Origin of the sequence: Pseudoalteromonas sp. US3C1004, from assembly GCF_048401065.1 — a bacterium.
GTDB classification, from domain to species: Bacteria; Pseudomonadota; Gammaproteobacteria; order Enterobacterales; family Alteromonadaceae; genus Pseudoalteromonas; species Pseudoalteromonas undina.
Genome location: NZ_CP183073.1, coordinates 1423000 through 1446165 on the forward strand (window position 1 = coordinate 1423000; position 23166 = coordinate 1446165).

The 23166-nt window shown below is 41.7% G+C and carries 19 protein-coding genes; 7 read left to right on the forward strand and 12 right to left on the reverse strand.

Features of this window, described 5'->3' with window-relative positions:
* Positions 1–438: 438 nt before the first annotated feature.
* From asnB to pxpB, 3 genes are all read right to left on the reverse strand, one after another.
* On the reverse strand, positions 439–2106 hold the full coding sequence (gene asnB / locus ACNSN3_RS06530; protein WP_418608824.1) for an asparagine synthase B: 1668 nt from the start codon (positions 2104–2106) through the stop codon (positions 439–441).
* Between the two features lie 320 nt (positions 2107–2426).
* The gene (locus ACNSN3_RS06535; RefSeq protein ID WP_075169259.1) at positions 2427–3365 is read right to left on the reverse strand and encodes a biotin-dependent carboxyltransferase family protein; all 939 of its coding nucleotides are present in this window, start codon (positions 3363–3365) and stop codon (positions 2427–2429) included.
* Positions 3358–4017 carry a 5-oxoprolinase subunit PxpB gene (gene pxpB, locus ACNSN3_RS06540; RefSeq protein ID WP_010389944.1) on the reverse strand — a complete coding sequence of 220 codons (660 nt, stop codon included), beginning with the start codon at positions 4015–4017 and terminating at the stop codon, positions 3358–3360. Before pxpB ends, ACNSN3_RS06535 begins: the two co-directional genes overlap by 8 nt.
* 526 nt (positions 4018–4543) lie before the next feature.
* On the opposite strand from pxpB, the gene msrA reads away from it, so the two are divergent.
* Positions 4544–5851, forward strand: a complete 1308-nt coding sequence (msrA, locus tag ACNSN3_RS06545) for a peptide-methionine (S)-S-oxide reductase MsrA (RefSeq protein WP_418608825.1) — start codon at positions 4544–4546, stop codon at positions 5849–5851.
* 650 nt (positions 5852–6501) lie between these two features.
* On the opposite strand, the gene ACNSN3_RS06550 is transcribed toward msrA, so the two are convergent.
* From ACNSN3_RS06550 to ACNSN3_RS06590, 9 genes are all read right to left on the reverse strand, one after another.
* Positions 6502–7380: a LysR family transcriptional regulator gene (locus ACNSN3_RS06550; protein WP_010389946.1), complete on the reverse strand. Its 879-nt coding sequence runs from the start codon at positions 7378–7380 to the stop codon at positions 6502–6504.
* 247 nt (positions 7381–7627) lie between these two features.
* Positions 7628–8284 carry a 3-oxoacid CoA-transferase subunit B gene (locus tag ACNSN3_RS06555; RefSeq protein WP_008114705.1) on the reverse strand — a complete coding sequence of 219 codons (657 nt, stop codon included), beginning with the start codon at positions 8282–8284 and terminating at the stop codon, positions 7628–7630.
* Between the two features lie 15 nt (positions 8285–8299).
* Positions 8300–8998 (reverse strand): CoA transferase subunit A, encoded by a 699-nt coding sequence (locus ACNSN3_RS06560; RefSeq protein WP_008114703.1) that lies wholly within the window; start codon positions 8996–8998, stop codon positions 8300–8302.
* A 28-nt stretch (positions 8999–9026) separates the two neighbouring features.
* Positions 9027–9926 (reverse strand): hydroxymethylglutaryl-CoA lyase, encoded by a 900-nt coding sequence (locus ACNSN3_RS06565; RefSeq protein WP_262976329.1) that lies wholly within the window; start codon positions 9924–9926, stop codon positions 9027–9029.
* Between the two features lies 1 nt (position 9927).
* Positions 9928–11910, reverse strand: a complete 1983-nt coding sequence (locus ACNSN3_RS06570; protein ID WP_418608826.1) for an acetyl/propionyl/methylcrotonyl-CoA carboxylase subunit alpha — start codon at positions 11908–11910, stop codon at positions 9928–9930.
* A gap of 8 nt (positions 11911–11918) precedes the next feature.
* Positions 11919–12689: an enoyl-CoA hydratase/isomerase family protein gene (locus ACNSN3_RS06575; protein ID WP_418608827.1), complete on the reverse strand. Its 771-nt coding sequence runs from the start codon at positions 12687–12689 to the stop codon at positions 11919–11921.
* A 12-nt stretch (positions 12690–12701) separates the two neighbouring features.
* Complete coding sequence (locus tag ACNSN3_RS06580; RefSeq protein WP_418608828.1) at positions 12702–14309, reverse strand: carboxyl transferase domain-containing protein; 1608 nt, start codon at positions 14307–14309, stop codon at positions 12702–12704.
* Positions 14310–14318: 9 nt separating this feature from the next.
* Positions 14319–15494 carry an isovaleryl-CoA dehydrogenase gene (locus tag ACNSN3_RS06585; protein WP_418608829.1) on the reverse strand — a complete coding sequence of 392 codons (1176 nt, stop codon included), beginning with the start codon at positions 15492–15494 and terminating at the stop codon, positions 14319–14321.
* Between the two features lie 35 nt (positions 15495–15529).
* Positions 15530–15964 carry a MerR family transcriptional regulator gene (locus tag ACNSN3_RS06590; RefSeq protein ID WP_008114692.1) on the reverse strand — a complete coding sequence of 145 codons (435 nt, stop codon included), beginning with the start codon at positions 15962–15964 and terminating at the stop codon, positions 15530–15532.
* Between the two features lie 329 nt (positions 15965–16293).
* Between ACNSN3_RS06590 and ACNSN3_RS06595 the strand changes: the two genes are divergently transcribed.
* From ACNSN3_RS06595 to mmsB, 6 genes are all read left to right on the forward strand, one after another.
* Positions 16294–17475, forward strand: coding sequence for a thiolase family protein (locus ACNSN3_RS06595; RefSeq protein ID WP_418608830.1), 1182 nt, complete (start codon positions 16294–16296; stop codon positions 17473–17475).
* 72 nt (positions 17476–17547) lie between these two features.
* Complete coding sequence (locus ACNSN3_RS06600; RefSeq protein ID WP_418608831.1) at positions 17548–19038, forward strand: CoA-acylating methylmalonate-semialdehyde dehydrogenase; 1491 nt, start codon at positions 17548–17550, stop codon at positions 19036–19038.
* 119 nt (positions 19039–19157) lie between these two features.
* Complete coding sequence (locus ACNSN3_RS06605; RefSeq protein WP_138595285.1) at positions 19158–20315, forward strand: acyl-CoA dehydrogenase family protein; 1158 nt, start codon at positions 19158–19160, stop codon at positions 20313–20315.
* Positions 20316–20325: 10 nt separating this feature from the next.
* Positions 20326–21105, forward strand: coding sequence for an enoyl-CoA hydratase (locus ACNSN3_RS06610; protein ID WP_008114687.1), 780 nt, complete (start codon positions 20326–20328; stop codon positions 21103–21105).
* Positions 21105–22262 carry an enoyl-CoA hydratase/isomerase family protein gene (locus ACNSN3_RS06615; protein WP_418608832.1) on the forward strand — a complete coding sequence of 386 codons (1158 nt, stop codon included), beginning with the start codon at positions 21105–21107 and terminating at the stop codon, positions 22260–22262. The genes ACNSN3_RS06610 and ACNSN3_RS06615 overlap by 1 nt, the downstream gene beginning before the upstream one ends.
* 4 nt (positions 22263–22266) lie before the next feature.
* Positions 22267–23166 (forward strand): 3-hydroxyisobutyrate dehydrogenase, encoded by a 900-nt coding sequence (gene mmsB, locus ACNSN3_RS06620; protein ID WP_054200896.1) that lies wholly within the window; start codon positions 22267–22269, stop codon positions 23164–23166.

Sequence of the window (23166 nt, forward strand, 5' to 3'; positions counted from 1 at the left end):
ATAACTAAAAAAACGCTATTGAATACGTAAAAAACTAAGTCAGCGTTTTAAAATCACTATTCATTTATTAAATGATTTTTTAATGACATTTTAACTATGTTTTTATGATTTGGGATAATGAGCTAGATAGATATTGTTCATGAGGTTAATGAAAAAGCGAGATTGAAATAGTTTTTATAAAAAGCGACTAAATCTTACTGTTTAAACTAAATTGGTCAAAGGTTTATTTCACCTTTGCGATTTAATTTACAAAAATGGCAAATAAACGCTGCGCTTGTAAAGAAGTGACAAATAACAGTGATTAAACATAAATGATTAAATTGAATGGTTTTGATTTCTCATTTAATTCTTTTAGTGGAATAAAATTTCAAGAAATTATTCATTAAGACAGCGAAGAAAAGCTGCAGTTTTTAAGCTGCAGCGTAGATAGGGGGGTAACTATTTTTTATATGCTTCATTGTGAACGCCTGCGGCGCGTCCAGATGGATCTGCATTGTTTTGAAATGATGCATCCCAAGCCAGTGCTTCGGGGGTTGAACACGCTACTGATTTACCATGTGGTACACAGTTAGCAGAGGCATCGCCCGGGAAGTGCGATTCAAAAATACGGCGGTAAAAATACGCTTCTTTTGAATCTGGCGTGTTAATTGGGTATTTAAATTTAGCATTCGCTAGTTCTTGATCTGTTACTTGCTCATTTACAAATTCTTTTAAGGTGTCTATCCAGCTGTAGCCAACACCATCAGAGAATTGTTCTTTTTGACGCCATAACACTTCGTCTGGTAGGTAGCCATCGAAGCCAGCACGCAAAATATGTTTTTCAATTTTTCCGTCTTTACACATTTTAGCTTCTGGGTTGATGCGCATTGCCACATCAACAAATTCTTTATCTAAAAATGGCACGCGTGCTTCAACACCCCAGGCAGCCATTGATTTATTAGCACGTAAGCAATCAAACATATGCAGTTTTGATACTTTACGGTTTAGCTCTTCATGAAACTCTTGTGCATTGGGTGCTTTATGAAAATATAAATAACCACCAAATAATTCATCGGCTCCTTCACCTGAAAGCACCATTTTAATGCCCATAGCTTTGATTTGGCGTGCCATTAAGTACATAGGGGTTGAGGCACGAATAGTAGTTACATCATAGGTTTCAATGTGATAAATCACTTCTTTAAGAGCATCAATACCTTGTTGAATAGTAAAAATAATAGGGTGGTGAATAGTGCCTATCATATCAGCCACTTTTTGCGCTGCAGCTAAATCGGGTGAGCCTTCTAAACCCACTGAAAACGAATGCAGTTTAGGCCACCAAGCATCACTTTCATCGTTGTCTTCAATACGTTTTGCGGCAAAATGTTGAGAAATAGCAGAAATAACCGACGAATCTAATCCACCAGATAGTAATACACCGTAGGGTACGTCACACATTAGTTGGCGTTTTACCGCGGCTTCTAGAGCATCTTTTACATCTTCTGCCTTGGCATCGTTGTTCTTAACTGCGTCGTAGCTTTGCCAATCACGTTGGTAGTAAGGTGTTAATTTACCGTCTTTGCTGTAAAGGTAATGCCCCGGTGGGAACTCCTCAATATGTTTACAAATAGGTGAAAGCGCTTTTAGCTCTGATGCTACATAAAAGTTGCCATGCTCGTCGTGGCCTGTATACAGTGGAATAATACCAATGTGGTCGCGACCAATTAGGTAAGCGTCTTGCTCTTCATCATATAAACAAAAGGCAAAAATACCATTTAAGTCATCTAAAAATGCAGGCCCTTTTTGTTTATACAGGGCTAAAATAACTTCACAATCTGACTGGGTTTGAAAATCAAACTCGACTTCTAAATTAGCGGCAAGCTCTTTGTGGTTATAAATTTCGCCATTTACCGCTAAAATATGCGTTTTTTCTGGGTTGTATAATGGTTGCGCACCGCTTGATACGCCAACTATTGCTAAGCGTTCGTGCACTAAAATTGCTTTGTCTGATGAATACACCCCTGACCAATCAGGCCCGCGGTGGCGAAGCAGTTTGGACATTTCGATTGCCTGAGCGCGTAACTGGCTGGGATCCGATTTAATATCGAGTACGCCGAATATTGAACACATAATTTTTCCTCATTCCTATTAAGTGCCTACGATAGCGAGTTTGCTAAAGACTAACCTTGTTTTATCAGAAATAAATACCTAAGTCACACGGCTTTTTTAAAATAATAAGAATAATTTATGCACCAAATAAATTGGCGTTGCACCAATGTGGTGATATTGGCAAGGAGATTAAAATGCAATGTGCAATTTTTAATTTAAAATTACATTAAAGTTAAATTAAATTGCAACAATTAGTTCGCCTTGCACCAAGAAAGTGCAAAGCGAAAAATAAATAAATAGCGGTTGAGTTACTCAGTGAGTGAGCGTGAGTGCACTATTAATTAATCCCAGTAGCGGCTTAAACTCAGCTTAAGTTGTGCTAGGTGAGCATCGAGCTTATTTTTTGCAGCATTTGCTTGCTCAAGTGATACAAATTCAAAGGTGATTGGATCGGCAGTTCTAAATTGTGCAAACTGATGTAAGTCGGCTTCTATCACATGCGCTATTAAAGGATAACCCCCCGTTGTTTGCCCGTCATTTAATAACACTATAGGATTGCCATCAGGTGGAAGCTGTATGCTCCCAGGTGCTACGGCTACAGAGGGCAATGAAAGTGTATGTTGCATAATATCAGCATTTTTATGGTCTAGGCGTACGCCCATACGATTACTATTTGGATTAATAGTAAATGCGGTATCACAAAAAGCATTAATGCACTCGGGTGTTAGTAGCTCATAATGAGGACCAACATGTAAACGGATAATATTACGTTTTGGCGGGGTAAGGGCGCCCTTATTACATAACCAAGGTTTAGTATAAGGACTTATGGCTACCACATCGCCACTTTGCAGTGCACGGCCATTAAAGCCTCCAATGGCTGCCCCTAAATCGGTAGATTTAGAACCCATAACCTCTGGGCATTCAATACCGCCTTTTACTGCAATATAAGCACGGGAGCCACCACGGCCAGTTGCAAATTTAAGTGTTTGCATTGCTTTTATTGGGTAACTCCAGCCTGGATAAAGTGGGTGTCCATCAAGGGTTGCTTTGAGGTCGGCTCCATGAAGGGCAATAACGGTATCACACTGAAATTGCAGTTCGCATAAACCCACGGTTAATTCCAGCACGGCAGCGTTGTCGGTGTTATTTAATAAACGGTTCGCAATAATGTGTGCATAGGTATCAAGGCTGCCTGAGCGGCTTACCCCTAAATGTCGAAAACCCACACGGCCTAAATCTTGGATTGTTAGTTGAATACCGCTCTTGATTACTTTAATCATTGCTTACTCCTTTTACAGGCACAAACTCTATGGTATCGCCAGGTTTAAATAAGCAAGGATTAGCCGCTTTAGAATCAAATAAGCAGACATCAGTGTGAGCTATAATATGCCAACCACCTGGCGAATCTTCAGGGTAAATACCAGTTTGATCTGCTCCAATAGCAATTGCGCCTTTAGGTACACTCACTCGCGGGTTATCGCGCCTTGGGGTAAATAACCGTGAGTTGAGCCCATGTAAATAAGGAAAACCGGGAACAAAGCCTAAAAATAGAACGTGATATAACTCTTTACTATGTAAGTTAATCACTTCATCAATTGTGAGTTGATGATAGTTAGCTACGTAATCTAAATCTTCACCTTGGTAGTAGGTATTAATTTGGTGGTGCTGGCTATCAAACGGGTAATCATCCACTTCATCCCATAACTTAGCTAAGGTGTTGTACCATTTATTAAGCATTTCTGAGGACTTTAAATACAAAGTTAACGAGTTCATAGCTGGTACCAAATCGATAAATTCATTGCTGTTTTTACAGTGTTGGGCGAGTGCCCAAAGCTTTTTTTGCGTTGCAAGTATGTGTGGTTCGCTGTAGTGAGAAACATCAAAAAGCAGGCTAGAGTTCGTTAAAATTTTTATACTAGGAATCATGCTCATATCGATAACTCATTAATATTAATTACATTTAAGCTATCACAGTCGTTGAACTATTACGATATTAATAGACAAGCTCGGATCGAATAAACTCCCTCATTCGTAAAGTTTTGTTGTGTGTGAAATTAATTGTTGAGTTTACAGGTCTGCTTTAGGGTCTGTTGACCTTTGCGGATTAAAATTGTTCAAACTAGGAGCGGTTTAATCGCGGCGCGAGTTTTGGAACCTAGTGGGCTAAGTAAAAACCGAGCAACAAAGACTAAATTGTTCAAACTAGGAGCGGTTTAATCGCGGTGCGAGTTTTGGAACCTAGTGGGCTAAGTAAAAACCGAGCAACAAAGACTAAATCGCTCCTAGGCAGAACCCTTCGGGCAGCGCCTGTTTGGCATTGATGCTGCGTTATCGCCTATTTATGGGGAATAACCACACTACATAGGCTCTGCCTTGCCTAAACACCAAACAGACTGCTGCAAATTTAACCTTGGAAGGTCAACAGACCCTAGAGTAACTAAAACTAAGAGGTAATCGTATGTTTAAGGGGTTAATATTAGCTACATTTGCTATGTTGGGATTACTAAGTACGATGAGCGCTATCTCGTCAGATGAGGTAACTAAATCCAGTGATTTAGATGCCACTATGCATGTAGAAAAGCTAGTGCTTGGCTCGGGTTGTTTTTGGGGGGCAGAAAAACGCTATGAAGCACTTAATGGAGTACTCGATGCAGAGTCGGGCTATGCCGATGGGCATGGGTTTAAACCAACCTACAGGAATATAACTAAGCTATCGCGTCGCTTTGATGAAGATAACTACGCTGAAGTGGTGCAGGTTACATTTAATAGCAATATTATTTCGGCAAAAGAGCTGCTGCAAAATTATTACGAAAGCCACGATCCGACTCAAAAAAACCGCCAAGGTAATGATGTAGGCACACAATATCGCTCTATTATTTTAACTACTAGTGACGAGCAAGCAAACACCGCGATTGCTGTAACACAGCAGTACCAGCAGTTACTCACCAAAGCAGGTTATGGAACAATAGCTACACAAATTAAGCCACTAGAGCAATTTTATTCTGCTGAAGAGTATCATCAAAATTACCTTGAAAAAAATCCAAACGGTTATTGCCCAGACCATTCAACCGGCGTTGTTTTTAGTCAAGATGAAAAGCAGCAGGTTGATAACACTGCATTGTCGACTGGCAAACAAATTGTTATTTTAGACTCTCGCGATTACTGCCCTTACTGTGAAAAGTTTAAAGCGGCGGTAGCCAATGACTACAAAGGCACAATACCAATGACATTTCGCCATGCTGATCAGCTTAGCGGCTTAACTATCAAAAGTGCAACTTGGGCTACACCCACCATACTATTTTTAGAAGATGGAGTAGAAGTGTATTCTCGCCAAGGTTATATGGATGCCGAGCTTTTTTATAAAGCGCTAGGTGCATTTAAACTCGGTGACAGTGAAGCTTATAAAGTAGCGTTTAACGCTAAAACCGACAGCCCATATTGCAAAGAATACGCTATTTTTAAAAACACCCCCGATGGCATTTTTATCGATAAACTCAGTGGTGAACCCTTGTTTGATACCCGCGACAGATTTAATTCGGGTACTGGCTGGTTGTCGTTTACACACCCTGTAAAAGACAGCGTAACGCAGCATGAAGATAACAGTTGGGGAATGCAACGTATTGAGCTTAAATCTAAAAGTACCGGGATTCATTTAGGGCATTTATTCCCGGGTGAAGGGCCAAATGGTCAAGATAGATATTGTATTAATGCCACTGTATTAGAATTTGTTGCTCGTGAGGAAATAAACAGATCAGATGATGTTTAAGCTAATTAGCAAATAGGCAAATTTTAAGCAAAAAAAAGCAGCGATACTTAAAAGAGGTCGCTGCATTTCAATTGACAACATCTTCACACACAATAAAGATTCGGGGGGTTGTATTAGTAATAACTAATGCTGAATTATTGTTGCTGATGTGAATGTAAATAAAAACAACTCAAGCTCAGTCACCACCGAACTTGAGTTGCTTTTTACACTGACAACATCTTCACACACAATAAAGATTCTTATATTTATTGGCGGGTGTAAGCGTAAAATAAAAACAACCCAAGCTAAGTCACCACCGAACTTGAGCTGTTTTTTACACTGACAACATCTTCACACACAATAAAGATTCTTTTTTACTAGCTTGTTGTTACAAACTAATTAAATTTGGTTTCAGTAACGCGTTTTATTATTTTTGGTCGTTGCTGATTTGTTGAGTTAACTTTAGAGCTTTTACTCAATTTCGACAAGCGATAAAAACAAAACTAATAAGTGAAAAAAACTAATCTATAAATTCAGTCAACAAGTAGCTGCTCAAGTGGTTGATAATGCTGGTTATATTTTATTTTTTGAGGTTTACGTGAGACACGAAAAAAATATTTTAAAAAGGTCGTAAATAATTAAACGCCCATAAAAGGGCGTTTAATTAATAGTCACTTTGTTTGTCTGAAGGTGTTAATTACCCACTTGGCAAACAAATCGAGCGGGTGGTTTGCTGTACTAGAGCCGTGTTGTACCAAGTAGTATTTATCTTTGGTGGTAAGGGGTTGTTCAAACAGTTTATAAAGCCATTGCTCATCCAGCCAGCTTTGGCTAATTGGCAGAGGAATAAGTGCAATGCCCATTCCTTGTTGCGCCGCTCTTGCTACACCAAACATACTATCTATTTGAATAATTTGTGTTGGTGAAAAGTCATCAATTCCAACTTTTTCTGCCCACTGATGCCAAGCCCAAGGCCGTGCTTTATGCACAATAAGCGGCACTTGATTAAGCGCTTGGCAATGATCGTTTTGCCATTGTTCAAGTAGTTTTTTATTACATGCTGGAATATATTCTAAATTAAATAACTCAGTAGCCAGTCCATCAAGCGGTTTACTTGAAGATAAAATTATAGATAAATCACTTTGGCGAGTTAGTTCTTTGCGCGTTTTGAGGGTATCCATGTGTAAATTAATATTAGGGTGCTCGCTGGTCCATTCACTGAGCTTAGGCATTAACAATTCACTGGCAAAAAATTCGGGCAGGGTAATGGTTAAGTTTACATTTTGTTGTAACTGACTAAATTCATTAATGGTGCTCTCTAGCATATTTATAATTGGATAAATTGCTTCAAAAAAGTTTTTACCTGCAGGCGTTAAACTAATAGAGCGAGTTTGTCTTTGAAATAAATCAATGCCTAGCTGCTCTTCTAGCTGTTTAATTTGGTGGCTTACAGCCGAGGGCGTTAAGTAAAGCTCTTTAGCAGCATGTTTAAAACTTAAGCTTTTTGCGGCAAAACAAAAAGAGCGAAGGCCGCGAATAGGTGTTTGCATGGTATCCAGTATAAAGTTATTTCAATCGCCTAGTAATAGGCAATAATTAAACCAAAAATAAAAACTAACTATATCAGCAATTTATTTATTTTATTAGGTCGAATTCACCTAAGTGGTGCGTTAAATTGTCACTATAGTGCAAAAACTAAAATATAGACAAAAAAAATCCCTCTTACGAGGGATTTTGGGTAACTCAGCGCCATTGGCACTGGGAATGAGGTCGGTACAGAGTGAAATTATGAGTGGTTTAAAACACCATCTCAGGAATATCACCATTAACAAGCAATTTACCTGCCGTTTTGCTAATAATTTCATCAACTGATACGCCTGGTGCGCGTTCTAGTAAATGAAATGCGCCGTCTTTTACTTCTAGAACGGCTAAATCAGTAACTATTTTTTTAACACAGTTAACGCCCGTTAGCGGTAACGTACAGCTTTCTAATAACTTAGAGTCGCCGTGTTTACTGGCATGGGTCATGGTAACAATAATGTTTTTTGCACCTGCGACTAAATCCATCGCTCCGCCCATGCCTTTAATTAATTTTTTAGGGATCATCCATGAGGCTATAGAACCGTTTTGATCTACCTCAAACGCGCCCAGAACGGTTAAGTCTACATGACCACCCCGTATCATGGCAAAACTATCTGCACTATTAAATATAGCTGCACCGGTAGCTGCCGTCACGGTTTCTTTACCCGCGTTGATCATATCCGCATCAACAGTGGCTTTAGTAGGGTATTCGCCCATGCCTAAAAGACCATTTTCGGACTGTAGCATAACTTCTATGCCATCGGGTACATAGTTTGCGACGAGTGTCGGAATACCAATGCCCAAATTAACATAAAACCCATCTTGTAACTCTTGAGCTACGCGCATTGCGACTTGTTCACGTGATAATGCCATTGTTAGTGCTCCTGCTTAATCTCGTGTGGTAACACGTTCAATGCGTTTTTCAAAGTTACCTTTTATAACGCGGTTAACAAAAATTCCTGGCGTATGTATTTGGCTTGGCTCAAGTTCCCCTGGCTCAACAATTTCCTCTACTTCTGCAACGGTAATTTTACCCGCAGTAGCCGCCATTGGATTGAAGTTCATGGCTGTATGACGAAATACTAAGTTGCCGTAGCGATCCGCTTTCCATGCTTTTACAATAGCGAATTCACCGGTAATTGACTCTTCTAAAATATAAGGGCGACCATTAAACTCTTTTACTTCTTTACCCTCAGCAACCGGTGTGCCGTAACCTGTGGCTGTGTAAAAAGCAGGTATTCCTGCACCACCAGCACGCATTTTTTCAGCAAGAGTACCTTGTGGCGTAAGTTCTACATCAATCTCGCCACTTAGTAGTTGCTGTTCAAACAAGGCATTTTCGCCAACGTATGAGGCGACTACCTTTTTAATTTGCTTGTCGTGCAGTAACAGCCCTAAACCAAAGTCATCAACACCACAGTTATTGGAAACAACGGTTAATTCTTTAGTTTGCATTTTTTTAATTTGGGCAATTAGACCCTCAGGGATACCACATAAGCCAAAACCACCGGCTATTATTGTATCGCCGTCTTTTAAACCTTCCATTGCAGCTTCATAACTAGAAACTACTTTATCAAAACCGGCCATGAGTCACTCCTCATTCTGTGCTATATAATTATTGTGCGTGTAATGCTGCAGAAACCTTGCTAGCAGGTTGTTTGTTCAGTGCACTCGTAATTTGCCAACCTGCCTCAGCAAGCCTTTGTAAATCAATTCCATGCTCAATGCCAAGCCCTTGCAGTAAGTATACAACATCTTCTGTGGCAACATTTCCTGACGCGCCTTTGGCATATGGGCAGCCACCAAGGCCGGCAACAGCACTGTCAACCGTTGCTATACCAAGGTTTAGCGCAGCGTAAATATTTGTGAGCGCTTGCCCGTATGTGTCATGAAAATGTACAGCAAGTTTAGATTTATCAATATGTTTAAGTAGCAATGTAAGTAGCTCTATTACTTTAGCGGGTGTGCCAATACCTATGGTGTCACCTAGGCTAATTTCATAACAGCCCATTTTTAAGAGTTTAGCAGCAACAGCCAGTACAGTATGAGGGTCAACATCTCCCTCATACGGGCAACCTAACACACAACTTACATAACCGCGTACGCGAATGTTATTCGCCTTTGCAAAAGCCATAACTTCACTAAAACGCGCCAAACTTTGCTCAATAGAGCAATTAATATTTTTTTGGCAAAATGCTTCGCTCGCTGCGGTAAATATTGCAAATTCTTTAATACCTACAGCATCTGCTGCCTCTGCCCCTTTTAAATTAGGGGTAAGGGCACTGAGATTAACCTCAGGTAAATTAAGTGCGCTTATTACTTCACTAGAGTCTGCCATTTGTGGCACCCATTTAGGTGAGACAAACGCACCAGCTTCTATGTCTTTTATGCCTGCAGCGGCGAGTGCGTTAATAAGCGTTATTTTATCAGCAGTTTCTACAGCGGCTTCATTTTGAAGTCCATCTCTGGCGCCCACTTCAACAATGCGCACTGCTTTAGGTAATAATGAACTCATATTAAGCGGGTTCCTCTGCTGTTGTGTCTTCAACTATGGCCAGTAAAGCGCCATGGCTTACCAGTTCACCCTCAGCAAAACAGTAACTTTTTAATACGCCATCATGTGGGGCATTAAGCGTGTATTCCATTTTCATTGCTTCAATTATAACCACTGCATCGCCTTTAGTAATGGTACTTCCCACCTCTAACAAGTGTTTAACTACAGTACCATTAAGTGGCGCAGCAAGAGGTAATGCCTCATTTTCATGTGAGCTGATGAAATGTTTATCAACACATTCAAACTTAGTTTGCAGTGCTTGGTTCATTACAGTAATGGCATTATCAACGTGGCTAACATGCGCAGTGTGTTTAGCGCCATTAATCGATACGTTGCAGTAGCCATTAGTTAACTCACCTTGCACTTCAAAGGTGTTGTCATTAATGGTCATGCTATAGCCCTGCGCGGTTTTTATTGCGTTTAAGGGGGTATCGCTAAATGGAATGTTAACTTGTTGCGGCGCATTTAAACTAAACCCATGTAATTGTTGCCATGGATTTGCACTACTTGTATTACTACCAAGTGATGCTAAATACGCAAAACCTGCAATTAAGCGGCTAGTTTGTAATAAAGACGGGTCAATAGTAACTAACGCTTCACCTTGCTCTGCAATAAAGTGGGTGCTTGGAGCACCTTGTTTAAAGCGTGGATGAATCGCTAAATTATATAAAAAGCTGATATTAGTGCTAAATCCGGCTAAATGAAATTGTGTTAATGCTTGTTGTAAACGGGAAAGTGCTTGGTCGCGGTTATCATCATGAACAATCAGTTTGGCAATCATTGGATCGTAATACGGGCTTATTTCATCACCTTGGGCAATACCAGTATCAATACGTACATATTCACTGTTAGCGGGCGTAAATAGTGCCTCAATAGTGCCAGAGCACGGAATAAAGTCATTACTTGGATCTTCAGCGTAAATACGTGCTTCAAAGCTGTGGCCTTGTAGCTGAATATCTGCTTGCGCTAAAGGTAACGCTAAACCACTGGCTACATTAATTTGCCAATTAACTAAATCAACGCCGGTGACCATTTCACTCACTGGGTGCTCTACTTGCAAGCGAGTATTCATTTCCATGAAAAAGAACTCATCACCACAGAGTAAAAATTCCACAGTGCCAGCGCCTCGGTAGTCAATTGCTAGGGCACATCGTACTGCGGCTTCGCCCATTTCTTTTCGCAATGAGTCTGATAAACCGGGGGCAGGCGCTTCTTCAATCACTTTTTGATGCCGACGCTGCAATGAACAATCACGATCACCTAAATACACACAGTTGCCATAGTTATCAGCAAATACTTGTACTTCAACATGGCGTGGTTGGTCAACATAACGCTCAAGCAAAACCAGATCATTACCAAAACCGGCAATAGCTTCACGTTTAGCGCCTTCTAATGCGCTTATAAACTCACTGGCTTTTGAAACAATACGCATGCCTTTACCACCGCCACCAAAGGCCGCTTTGATAAGCACAGGGTAGCCAATTTTTTCAGCCTCAGCTTGTAAAAAGCTAGGGTCTTGTTTATCGCCATAATAACCTGGCACCAAAGGAACATTAGCGGCTGCCATAATTTCTTTTGCACGGGTTTTAGAGCCCATAGCTTCTATGCTACTTGCTGGTGGCCCAATAAAGGCAATGTTATTGGCTTCACAAACATTAGCAAATTCGCTGTTTTCAGATAAAAATCCATAACCAGGATGAATGCAATCGGCGCCACTCATTTTGGCAACGTTAAGTATTTTATCTGCAACTAGGTATGAGTCTTTACTCGGCGCTGCACCAATATGGTAGGCTTCATCCGCCATTTTCACATGTTGAGCGTTTTTATCTGCATCTGAATAAACCGCAACTGTGGTCAAGCCCATTTGCTTTGCTGTTCGCATAATACGACAAGCAATTTCTCCGCGATTAGCAATCAGAATTTTTTGTAAGTGTACTGTGTTCATAATGCGTCCTAGAGTTGCCATTGGGGAGGGCGTTTTTCAAAAAAGGCAGTTAGACCTTCTTGACCTTCGTCTGATACACGAATTTTGGCTATACGTTCTGCAGTGAGCGCAATTATTTCGTTATCGACTTCTTTGTTTGCCACATCATTAATAAGCGCTTTAGCTGCTTTAACCGCTACCGGGCCATTATCTATCAGCGTTTGTAATAGGTTATCCAGTGCACAGTCTAAATTCCCTGTAATTTGGTGAACTAGCCCCAGCTGTTTGGCCGTATGCGCATCAAATACTTCAGCCGTTAAAAAGTAACGACGAGCAGCGCGCTCACCAATGGCTTTAATTACATAAGGGCTGATCACAGCAGGAATAAGGCCGAGTTTCACTTCACTTAAGCAAAATTGAGCGTCGTCTTTACTGAGCGCGATATCACAGCAAGCAATTAAGCCCAATGCGCCACCAAATGCTGCGCCTTGTACCGCACAAATTGTAGGGTGTGGGCTTTGTGCTAAAACTTGCATTAACTTAGCCAGCTGCATTGAATCGGCCAAATTATCGTTATAGTTGTTATCTGCCATCGATTTCATCCAGGCTAAATCGGCACCGGCTGAAAAGTGTTTACCCTCAGTTTTTAATACAAGGGCACGAATATCGAGCGTATTAGCATGTTCAATACATTGAATAAGCTCATGGATAACGTCGCTATTAAAGGCATTGCGTTTTTCTGGGCGACTTAAAACAAGTACAGCCACATTAGATTTTGTTATTTGTAGTGTTACTGACATTTTAAGCTCCCATTACATTCTAAATACGCCAAATTTTGATTCACGCTCAGGAGCATTTTTAGCTGCGCTAAGTGCAAGCCCAAGAACATTGCGTGTATCAGCAGGGTCAATAATGCCATCATCCCATAAACGGGCACTGGCATAATATGGGTGACCTTGCTGTTCGTATTGATCAATGATTGGCTTTTTAAAATCGCTAATTTGTTGCTCGTTCATGCTTTCGCCTTTGCGGGCTAAACCATCTTGTTTTACTTGCGCCATTACACCAGCGGCTTGTTCACCACCCATAACCGAAATACGGGCATTCGGCCACATCCACATCATGGTCGGTTCAAACGCGCGGCCACACATACCATAGTTACCTGCACCGTATGAGCCACCGATTAAAATGGTAAATTTGGGTACATCGGCACACGATACCGCCATCACCATTTTAGCGCCGTGCTTAGCAATGCCTTCAGACTCGTATTTTTTACCAACCATAAAGCCAGTAATATTTTGTAAAAATACCAGTGGAATGTTGCGCTGAGCACATAGTTGAATAAAGTGCGCGCCTTTTTGTGCTGACTCACTAAATAAAATACCGTTGTTGGCCACTATGCCTACGGGATGACCATAAATGCTGGCAAAACCTGTTACCAGTGTTTCACCAAAGTAGCGTTTAAATTCATCAAACGATGAGTCATCAACAGTACGGGCAATGACCTCACGGACATCAAATGGCTTTTTAAGATCAGTACCGACAATGCCGTAAAGTTCGTTAATATCAAAACGAGGGGCTTTTACTTCTTCTAGTAATGGTGAGGTAGGGCGCGAATAGTTAATTCGTTCAATACACTGGCGAGCAATCGATAACGCATGAGCATCGTTTTCAGCGTAATGATCGGCCACACCTGATGTTTTACAGTGTACATCGGCGCCACCAAGCTCTTCTGCAGTAACTACTTCACCGGTGGCAGCTTTTACCAGCGGCGGACCAGCTAAAAAGATAGTGCCTTGCTCTTTTACAATAATACTTTCATCGGCCATAGCAGGAACATACGCACCACCTGCAGTACATAACCCCATAACCACAGCAATTTGTGGAATGCCTTTACCCGACATACGCGCTTGATTATAAAAAATACGACCAAAATGCAGTTTGTCAGGGAATACGTCGTCTTGCTCAGGTAAGTTTGCGCCACCTGAGTCAACTAAATAAATACACGGTAAATGACAACGTTCGGCGATGTCTTGAGCGCGTAAATGCTTTTTAACAGTCAGCGGGAAATAGGTGCCGCCTTTTACTGTCGCATCATTAGCAATCACCATACATTCAAAGCCTTTAACGCGACCAATACCTGCAACCACACCGGCACAAGGAATATCTTGTTCATAAACGCCAAAGGCAGCAAATTGCGATATTTCTAAAAATGGCGAGCCTTCATCTAGCAAAGTGGTAATACGGTCACGGACAAACAATTTACCGCGGCCTTCATGGCGCTCTTTTAGGGCAGCGCCGCCGCCTAAACGTATTGTTGCTGCTTTACTGCGTAAATCATCCACTAGCGCCGACATGTTGTTGTGATTTTGCACAAAATTTGGATCATGCGGATTAACGCTCGATTTTAAAATCGTCATAACTAATCCTTAGCGGCTTTCAGTGAATAATTCGCGACCAATTAACATACGGCGTATTTCAGAGGTGCCCGCACCAATTTCATATAATTTCGCATCACGCAGTAAGCGACCTGTTGCGTATTCGTTTATGTAACCATTGCCGCCTAAAATCTGAATTGCATCTAATGCCATTTTAGTTGCAAGCTCAGCAGCGTATAAAATTGCGCCAGCAGCGTCTTTACGGGTGGTTTCGCCGCGATCACATGCTTTTGCTACTGTGTATACATATGAGCGAGCTGCGTTCATTTGTGTATACATATCAGCAATTTTGCCTTGTATTAACTGGAATTGACCAATAGGGCTGTCAAATTGCTTACGCTCATGGATGTAAGGCACCACAATATCCATACACGCTTGCATTATGCCAAGTGGGCCAGCCGCTAAAACAACACGCTCATAATCAAGGCCACTCATAAGTACCTTAACGCCTTCGTTTAAGTTACCTAAAATATTTTCTTCAGGTACTTCACAGTTTTCAAATACCAATTCACAGGTATTTGAGCCACGCATGCCGAGTTTGTCGAGCTTTTGTGCGGTTGAAAAACCAGGAAATGTTTTTTCTACAATAAAGGCTGTAATCCCTTTAGCGCCGGCGTTTAAATCTGTTTTTGCATAAATTACCAACGTATCAGCGTCAGGGCCATTAGTGATCCACATTTTATTACCGTTTAAAATGTATTTATCGCCTTTTTTCTCTGCTTTGAGTTTCATAGAAACAACATCAGAGCCCGCGTTAGGCTCACTCATCGCCAGTGCACCAATGTGCTCGCCGCTAATTAGTTTAGGTAAGTATTTTTCTTTTTGTGTTTGTGAACCATTACGGTTTATTTGATTAACACACAGGTTAGAATGCGCACCGTAACTTAAACCAATAGAGGCACTTGCACGGCTAATTTCTTCCATGGCAATAACGTGCTCTAAATAGCCTAAGCCAGCACCACCAAACTCTTCATCCACGGTCATGCCAAGCACGCCCATTTCACCCATTTGCGGCCAAAGTTCATTGGGGAACGCATTATCAAGGTCAGTTTTTTCAGCTAGTGGGGCAATTTCTTGACTGGCAAAGCTGTTTACGTGACTGCGGATCATATCTGCAGTTTCGCCAAGGCCAAAGTTCATTTCTTTATATAGTGAAATAGTGCTCATGATTAATTCCTGTGTGTTGATGACGTTGTTATATTTTATTCATCTATTTTGCTAAGCGTGTCGCGACAGCGACGTTCAGCGGTGACCAGTTCCATAAGAACCACTTTAATGTCATCCATCTGTTGTGAAAGATCGGCTTTTTTCTCACTGATAAGGTCAAGCATAGTAACTAACTGTTTTGCACTTGATTTATCAGCATCATACAGTTCAAACAAACGACCTGTTTCAGCTAAGGTGAAACCTAAACGTTTACCGCGCAGTATTAGCTTAAGGCGTACCTTGTCGCGCTTTGAGTAAATACGTGTTTGACCATTGCGCTCTGGCGATATTAACCCTTGGTCTTCGTAAAAACGGATAGAGCGGGTAGTAATATCAAATTCTTTAGCCAATTCACTAATGCTAAAAGTTTGTTCGTTTTTAGCCGGCTCGTTGGCTGAATTTGCAAAGTTTGTTTGATTATCTGATTTCATTGTAATGTTTACCTCATTCGAATAACTCCAATATAAGTGAAGTTTACGTAAAGGTAAAGTGCGATCTGGTTGTTATACTTTAGACGTATAAAATAAAAGCGGAAATACAGCAGAAGTTGAGTGTTTATAAACGTTATAAGCCAGTTAGACAGTATGTAATAAATTTTTAGCAAGCTAACTTTACAGTTTTTACACTAATTAGAAAGTTGATTTTAGATTTACGTTGGCGTAAACGTAAATTTTATGTATGCTCGTATTTATCAGATTAGTTTAAACATTAAGCTAAACATAATAAAACATGTTTGCGTTAATTGAAAATGGAGCCTTTTATGTCTTTCGAAAGCGTTGTAATTGTAGCAGCAAAACGCACCCCAATGGGTGGATTTATGGGCGCACTAAGTGATGCGCAGTCTACCGAATTAGGTGCTACGGCCATTGCAGGCGCACTTGCTCAAACGGGTTTAAGCAATGATGCAATTGATGAAGTAATTATGGGCTGCGTATTACCAGCCGGTTTAGGCCAAGCACCTGCGCGTCAAGCAATGCTTAAAGCGGGGCTTGCACTAAGCACCGGCGCTACCACTATTAATAAAGTATGTGGCTCGGGTTTAAAAGCAGCGATGTTAGCGAATGATTTAATTAAGGCCGGTTCTATTGAATCAGCAATCGCTGGTGGTATGGAAAGCATGACCAATGCACCTTACTTTATTCCTAAAGCCCGTGGCGGTATGCGTATGGGACATGGCGAAATTAAAGATCACATGATGAGTGATGGCTTAGAAGACGCCTACGACAATAAAGCAATGGGTTGCTTTGCTCAAGATACAGCCGATGAATACGGTATTGGTCGTGAGCAAATGGATACGTTTGCACTGGGTTCATTAAGTAAAGCAAACGCAGCCATAGACAATGGTAGCTTTGATAGCGAAATTACTCCGCACACTATTAAAACGCGTAAGGGTGACATCACCGTTTCAATTGATGAGCAACCTGGCAACGCACGCCCTGAAAAAATACCAAGTTTAAGAGCTGCATTTAAAAAAGACGGCACTATTACTGCCGCTAATTCATCGTCTATTTCAGATGGTGGTGCTGCGCTAATACTAATGAGCGAATCAAAAGCAAAAGCTGAGGGTTTAACACCACTTTGCAGAATTGTTGCTCACAGCACTCATTCTCAAAAACCAAGTGAATTTACTGTAGCCCCAGTGGGCGCAATGAACAGCGTACTTGAAAAAGCAGGGTGGACAACCGCCGATGTTGATTTATGGGAAATTAATGAAGCGTTTGCCATGGTCACTATGCTGGCTATTAACGAATTAAAGCTCGATGAAAGCAAAGTTAACGTGAATGGTGGTGCGTGTGCACTAGGCCACCCAATTGGTGCTAGTGGCGCACGTATTTTAGTAACACTTATTCATGCGCTTAAAAACCGAGGCCTCAAAAAAGGCGTTGCGTCTTTGTGTATAGGTGGCGGTGAAGCCGTTGCTATGGCAGTCGAAGCACTTTAACTGATAACAAAGCCGCAGCAACTATAACAATCACAGCGCTGCGGCAATTAAATTGACTCAATAGGATTTATTATGCACCAAGTACCCTTACTAATTAACGGCGAGTTCGTTCAGTCAACGTCAAATGAATTAATTGATGTTGTAAACCCAGCTAATCAAGAAGTGCTCGCGCAAGTGCCATGCGCTACAGACACAGAGATGGATGCGGCGATTGCATCAGCAAGCGAAACATTTAAAACATGGAAAGATGTGCCTATTACTGAGCGTGCGCGCATTATGATGAAATACGCGGCGCTATTAAAAGAAAACCATGATGAACTAGCCACTATTATTTGTCATGAGCTAGGCAAAACGTTTGAAGATGCAAAAGGTGATGTGTGGCGTGGTATTGAGGTAGTTGAACAAGCTGCTAATGCGCCGTCGTTAATGATGGGTGAAACCATGGAAAACGTAGCACGCAAAATTGATACGTATTCTTACATGCAACCACTGGGTGTGTGTGCAGGTATTACGCCATTTAACTTTCCGGCAATGATCCCATTGTGGATGTTCCCACTGGCAATTGTGTGTGGTAACACCTTTATTTTAAAACCGTCTGAGCAAGATCCACTTACTCCTATGCGCTTAGCTGAGCTATTTATTGAAGCGGGTGCACCTAAAGGCGTATTACAAGTAGTACACGGTACAAAACCACAAGTTGACCGCTTATTAGAAGACAAAGCCGTTCGTGCTATTTCATTTGTGGGTTCATGTGGTGTAGGTGCCTATATTTACTCTAAAGGCACACAAAACTTAAAACGTGTTCAAGCGTGTGTTGGCGCTAAAAACCACATGGTAATTATGCCTGATGCGAGTAAATCGCATGTTGTTAATAACCTTGTGGGTGCCTCTGTAGGTGCAGCAGGTCAGCGCTGTATGGGTATTTCAGTGGCGGTATTTGTTGGTCAAGCAAAAGACTGGGTTGATGAAATTAAAGCAGGCTTTGAAGGTGTACGCCCAGGTGTTTGGGATGATGCAGACGCGGCTTATGGCCCACAAACATCACCTGCTGCAAAAGCACGTATTTTATCACTGATTGCTGATGGTAAAGCACAAGGCGCTACCTGTTTAATTGATGGCTCTGATTTTAGCGTTAAAGGTTACGAGCAAGGTAACTGGGTAGGTCCTACGTTATTTACTGATGTAACCAAAGAGATGAACTTGTACAAAGAAGAGATTTTTGGCCCAGTATTGGCGTGTATGTTTGTTGATACCCTTGAAGAAGCCATTGCGCTTATTAACGAAAGCCCTTACGGCAATGGTACCTCACTATTTACCTCAAGTGGTGCGGCTGCACGTAAATTCCAACACGAAATTGAAGTAGGCCAAGTGGGTATTAATGTGCCAATTCCTGTGCCTTTACCATTTTTCTCGTTCACGGGTTGGAAAGGCTCATTCTACGGCGATACTCACACGTATGGTAAACAAGGTATTCGTTTTTACACAGAAACCAAAACCATTACATCTCGCTGGTTTGAAGATGATATCGCTTCAGGTCCAAATATGAGTATTAATCTTAAGTAACATTTTAACCGCATAATTAATAAAAAAGAGGGGCACAACACACAGTGTTGTCGCTCCTCACTAATAACTCCCTTGATGGGATGCACCGACAACAAACAAAACACAACAAGAGGTCTACCATGGACTTTAACTTATCTGAAGATCAACAAGCTTTTGCGCAAACTGCGCGTCAATTCGCAGAATCTGAACTAGCACCACATGCAGCTAAGTGGGATCGCGAACATATTTTCCCAAAAGACACAATAAAAGCCGCTGGTGAGCTTGGTTTTTGTGGCTTATACACACCAGAAGAAGCCGGTGGCTTAGGTTTATCTCGTTTAGATTCAAGCATTATTTTTGAGCAACTTGCACTGGGTTGTACAGCAACTACAGCTATGCTGACCATTCATAATATGGCAACCTGGATGATCGCAAGCTTTGGTACCGATGCAGTAAAAGATAAATATGTTGAACAATTGGTAATGGGCGAATTACTGGCATCGTACTGTTTAACTGAGCCAGGCTCTGGCTCTGATGCTGCGTCATTAAAAACTAAAGCAGTTCGTGATGGCGATGAGTATGTTATTAACGGCTCAAAAATGTTTATTTCAGGCGCCGGTGAAACAGAAATTTTAGTTGTAATGGCACGTACAGGGGCAGATGGCCCAAGTGGCATTTCAGCGTTTGTTGTACCAGCAGATGCAAAAGGTATTGAGTACGGCAAAGCAGAAGAAAAAATGGGTTGGAATGCCCAGCCAACACGTTTAATTAGTTTTGAAGATGTACGAATTCCAGTAGCAAACTTGTTAGGCCAAGAAGGCGAAGGCTTTAAGTTTGCCATGCAAGGTTTAGATGGTGGCCGTATTAATATTGCCACTTGTTCTATTGGTACTGCACAAGCGGCACTTAATACTGCTCGTGAATACTTAAAAGAGCGTACCCAATTTGGTAAGCCATTGGCTGCATTTCAAGCGTTACAATTTAAAATTGCCGATATGAATACCGAGCTTGTAGCAGCGCGCCAAATGGTTCGACTCGCGGCGTTTAAACTTGATACTAACGACAGTGAAAAAACCACTTATTGTGCTATGGCTAAACGCTTTGCAACCGATGTTGGTTTTACTGTGTGTAACGATGCGCTGCAAATTCATGGGGGCTACGGTTACATAAAAGAATATCCACTTGAACGCCACGTACGCGATGTACGTGTTCATCAAATTCTAGAAGGTACTAACGAAATTATGCGCGTGATTATTGCGCGTCGTATCTTAGCCGAATCAGCCAGCGAAGTTTTATAAGGAGATTAGTATGTCAAATCCTAGCATTGAGTTAACTATTGAAGGCCATGTAGCTATTTTAACTATGTCGAATCCGCCAGCGAATACCTGGACGAAAGACACTTTAGTGGCGCTTAAAGACACAGTTAATCAGCTCAACACCAATAAAAATATTTATGCATTAGTACTGACTGGTGAAGGCGAAAAGTTTTTTAGCGCCGGTGCTGACCTAAATGTATTTGCAGGTGGCGATAAAGGTGTCGCCGCAGATATGTCATGTGTATTTGGTGAAGCGTTTGAAGCGCTAACTAATTTTAGAGGCGTGTCGGTTGCAGCCATTAATGGTTATGCAATGGGTGGCGGGCTTGAAGTAGCGCTTGCTTGTGATATTCGTATTGCAGAAGAGCAAGCACAAATGGCATTGCCTGAAGCAAAAGTGGGTTTATTACCCTGTGCTGGTGGAACGCAAAACTTAGCATGGTTAGTGGGTGAAGGCTGGGCAAAACGCATGATTTTATGCGGTGAGCGCTTAAAAGCCGATAAAGCGCTGCAAATTGGCTTAGTGGAAGAAGTAGTTGCACAAGGTGAAAGCTTTGCTGCAGCACTAAAACTAGCAAACCAAGTGGCAGAGCAAAGCCCATCGTCGGTTGCTGCATGTAAAACATTGATTCAAAAAGGGCGCCATCAGCCAATGGCAAATGCATTGCCACTGGAGCGAGAGCTGTTTGTTGGTTTATTTGATACCGAAGATCAGCAAGAGGGCGTGAACGCCTTTTTAGAAAAACGCAAAGCTAATTGGGTGAATGGCTAATGAGTGAATTAACCCGTTTAAATTCAGCTGATGCTGCCGTGGTATTTGAAACGGCAACCACAGACAATGGCCGACTCATTGGTTTTGCTACGCTTAACGCGCCTAAGTCATTAAACGCGTTAAATTTTGAGATGATCAGCTTACTCGAGCCACAACTACAGCAATGGGACAAAGACGATAACATTGCATTAGTGGTTCTTAAAGGCGCAGGTGAAAAAGCATTTTGTGCCGGTGGCGATGTAGTGAGCTTGCACACAGCAATGAGTGAAGGTAAACCGAGCTCATTGGTTGAAGAGTTTTTTACTCAAGAGTATCAGCTGGATTACCTAATTCATTGCTACAACAAACCCATTTTAGTCTGGGGTAACGGTATTGTAATGGGCGGCGGTTTAGGTTTAATGGCCGGTGCCAGTCACCGTGTGGTTACCGAAACATCACGCATTGCCATGCCAGAGCAAACCATTGGGCTTTACCCTGATGTAGGCGGCAGTTATTTTTTACATAAAATGCCCGCCCATGTTGGTTTGTTTTTAGGGCTGACCTCGGCATCTATAAATTGTGAAGACGCTAAGTTTGTATCGCTTGCCGACCACTTTATAAATGCCGATAAATACCCAGAGCTTGTTGAAGCGTTACTCAATACTAAATGGGGTAAAACAGCAAGTTTAAACCACGACAAGCTAAGTAACTTGCTTATTGAGTTAGATAACAACTCTAGCCGTATGCCTAAAGGCAATTTAAAAGCTAACTTATCGCTAATTCAAAAGTTAGGCGACTTTGACACGTTACAGCAGCAGGTCGATTACATTTTAAATCTAACCACAGATGACAAATGGCTACAACGTGCACAAAAATCGTTGGCGCATGGTTGTCCATTAAGTTGTGCTTTAGTGAGTGAGCAGCTTAAACACAGCAAAGGCAAAAACTTAGCTGACTGTTTTAAAATGGAATTGGGCATGTCGGTTCGTGCTGGCGAAGTGGGCGAGTTTCAAGAAGGTGTACGTGCCTTACTAATCGATAAAGACGGTACGCCACAGTGGCAGTTTAAAACCTTAGCTAATGTGCCAAGCGAAGTAGTAGAGAGCTTTTTTGCAAATCGCTTTGGCGAGGAACATCCGCTAGAGCCGTACTTTTCACAACTAAATTTACAAGGGTAAAGCGATGAGTAAACTTAATATAGGATTTATTGGTTTAGGAAACATGGGCGGCCCAATGGCAGCAAACTTAGTTAAAGCAGGCCACAGTGTGCGCGTTTTTGACTTAAGTGCAGAGGCCGTTAAAGAGCTTGTGAATCATGGGGCTAGTGCGGCGCAAAGCGCCAGTGACTGTGCGCACGAGGCTGATGTGCTAATTAGCATGCTACCGGCAAGCAAACATGTTAAATCACTTTATTTAGGCACAGACGAGCAATCGGGTTTAATTAAAGTACTGAGTAAAAGTACGTTAGTGATTGATTGTTCAACCATAGATGCACAATCGGCTCGTGATGTAGGCCATGCCCTAAGCGAGCAAGGTATTGCGTTTGTTGATGCACCGGTATCGGGTGGTGTAGCAGGCGCAACAGCGGGCACGCTTACGTTTATTGTGGGTGGTGAGCAAACCGCATTCGATAAAGCCAATACGGTATTAGTCGATATGGGCAAAAACATTTTCCATGCTGGTGATATTGGTGCAGGGCAAGTTGCAAAAATATGTAACAATATGCTGTTGAGTATTTTAATGGCGGGTACCAGTGAAGCCATTCAAATGGGAATTAATAACGGCCTCGATGCAAAAGTACTCAGCGATATAATGAGCGCAAGTTCGGGTCGTAACTGGACGTTAGAACTTTATAACCCCTGCCCAGGTGTTATGGAAACCGCACCAGCTAGTAACGACTATAAACCTGGCTTTATGGTCGATTTAATGGCGAAAGACTTAGGCCTTGCTATGGAAGCAGCGCAACAAAGTAATTCACTAACGCCAATGGGCTCAATGGCTAAAAATTTATACACTATGATGCAGCACCAAGGTGCAGGCAGTGATGATTTTAGTGCCATTTTTAAATTGTTTTCGAAGTAG

Excerpts from the sequence above, each read along its gene's own strand:
- ACNSN3_RS06610 (WP_008114687.1), top strand. The coding sequence starts at position 20,326 with ATGTCAAATCCTAGCATTGAGTTAACTATTGAAGGCCATGTAGCTATT.
- msrA (WP_418608825.1), top strand. The coding sequence starts at position 4,544 with ATGTTTAAGGGGTTAATATTAGCTACATTTGCTATGTTGGGATTACTA.
- ACNSN3_RS06565 (WP_262976329.1), bottom strand. The coding sequence starts at position 9,926 with ATGAGTTCATTATTACCTAAAGCAGTGCGCATTGTTGAAGTGGGCGCC.
- ACNSN3_RS06595 (WP_418608830.1), top strand. The coding sequence starts at position 16,294 with ATGTCTTTCGAAAGCGTTGTAATTGTAGCAGCAAAACGCACCCCAATG.
- mmsB (WP_054200896.1), top strand. The coding sequence starts at position 22,267 with ATGAGTAAACTTAATATAGGATTTATTGGTTTAGGAAACATGGGCGGC.
- ACNSN3_RS06570 (WP_418608826.1), bottom strand. The coding sequence starts at position 11,910 with ATGAACACAGTACACTTACAAAAAATTCTGATTGCTAATCGCGGAGAA.
- ACNSN3_RS06560 (WP_008114703.1), bottom strand. The coding sequence starts at position 8,998 with ATGGCCGGTTTTGATAAAGTAGTTTCTAGTTATGAAGCTGCAATGGAA.
- ACNSN3_RS06590 (WP_008114692.1), bottom strand. The coding sequence starts at position 15,964 with ATGAAATCAGATAATCAAACAAACTTTGCAAATTCAGCCAACGAGCCG.
- ACNSN3_RS06585 (WP_418608829.1), bottom strand. The coding sequence starts at position 15,494 with ATGAGCACTATTTCACTATATAAAGAAATGAACTTTGGCCTTGGCGAA.
- ACNSN3_RS06550 (WP_010389946.1), bottom strand. The coding sequence starts at position 7,380 with ATGCAAACACCTATTCGCGGCCTTCGCTCTTTTTGTTTTGCCGCAAAA.
- asnB (WP_418608824.1), bottom strand. The coding sequence starts at position 2,106 with ATGTGTTCAATATTCGGCGTACTCGATATTAAATCGGATCCCAGCCAG.
- ACNSN3_RS06555 (WP_008114705.1), bottom strand. The coding sequence starts at position 8,284 with ATGGCATTATCACGTGAACAAGTCGCAATGCGCGTAGCTCAAGAGTTA.
- ACNSN3_RS06580 (WP_418608828.1), bottom strand. The coding sequence starts at position 14,309 with ATGACGATTTTAAAATCGAGCGTTAATCCGCATGATCCAAATTTTGTG.
- ACNSN3_RS06575 (WP_418608827.1), bottom strand. The coding sequence starts at position 12,689 with ATGTCAGTAACACTACAAATAACAAAATCTAATGTGGCTGTACTTGTT.
- pxpB (WP_010389944.1), bottom strand. The coding sequence starts at position 4,017 with ATGAGCATGATTCCTAGTATAAAAATTTTAACGAACTCTAGCCTGCTT.
- ACNSN3_RS06605 (WP_138595285.1), top strand. The coding sequence starts at position 19,158 with ATGGACTTTAACTTATCTGAAGATCAACAAGCTTTTGCGCAAACTGCG.
- ACNSN3_RS06535 (WP_075169259.1), bottom strand. The coding sequence starts at position 3,365 with ATGATTAAAGTAATCAAGAGCGGTATTCAACTAACAATCCAAGATTTA.
- ACNSN3_RS06600 (WP_418608831.1), top strand. The coding sequence starts at position 17,548 with ATGCACCAAGTACCCTTACTAATTAACGGCGAGTTCGTTCAGTCAACG.
- ACNSN3_RS06615 (WP_418608832.1), top strand. The coding sequence starts at position 21,105 with ATGAGTGAATTAACCCGTTTAAATTCAGCTGATGCTGCCGTGGTATTT.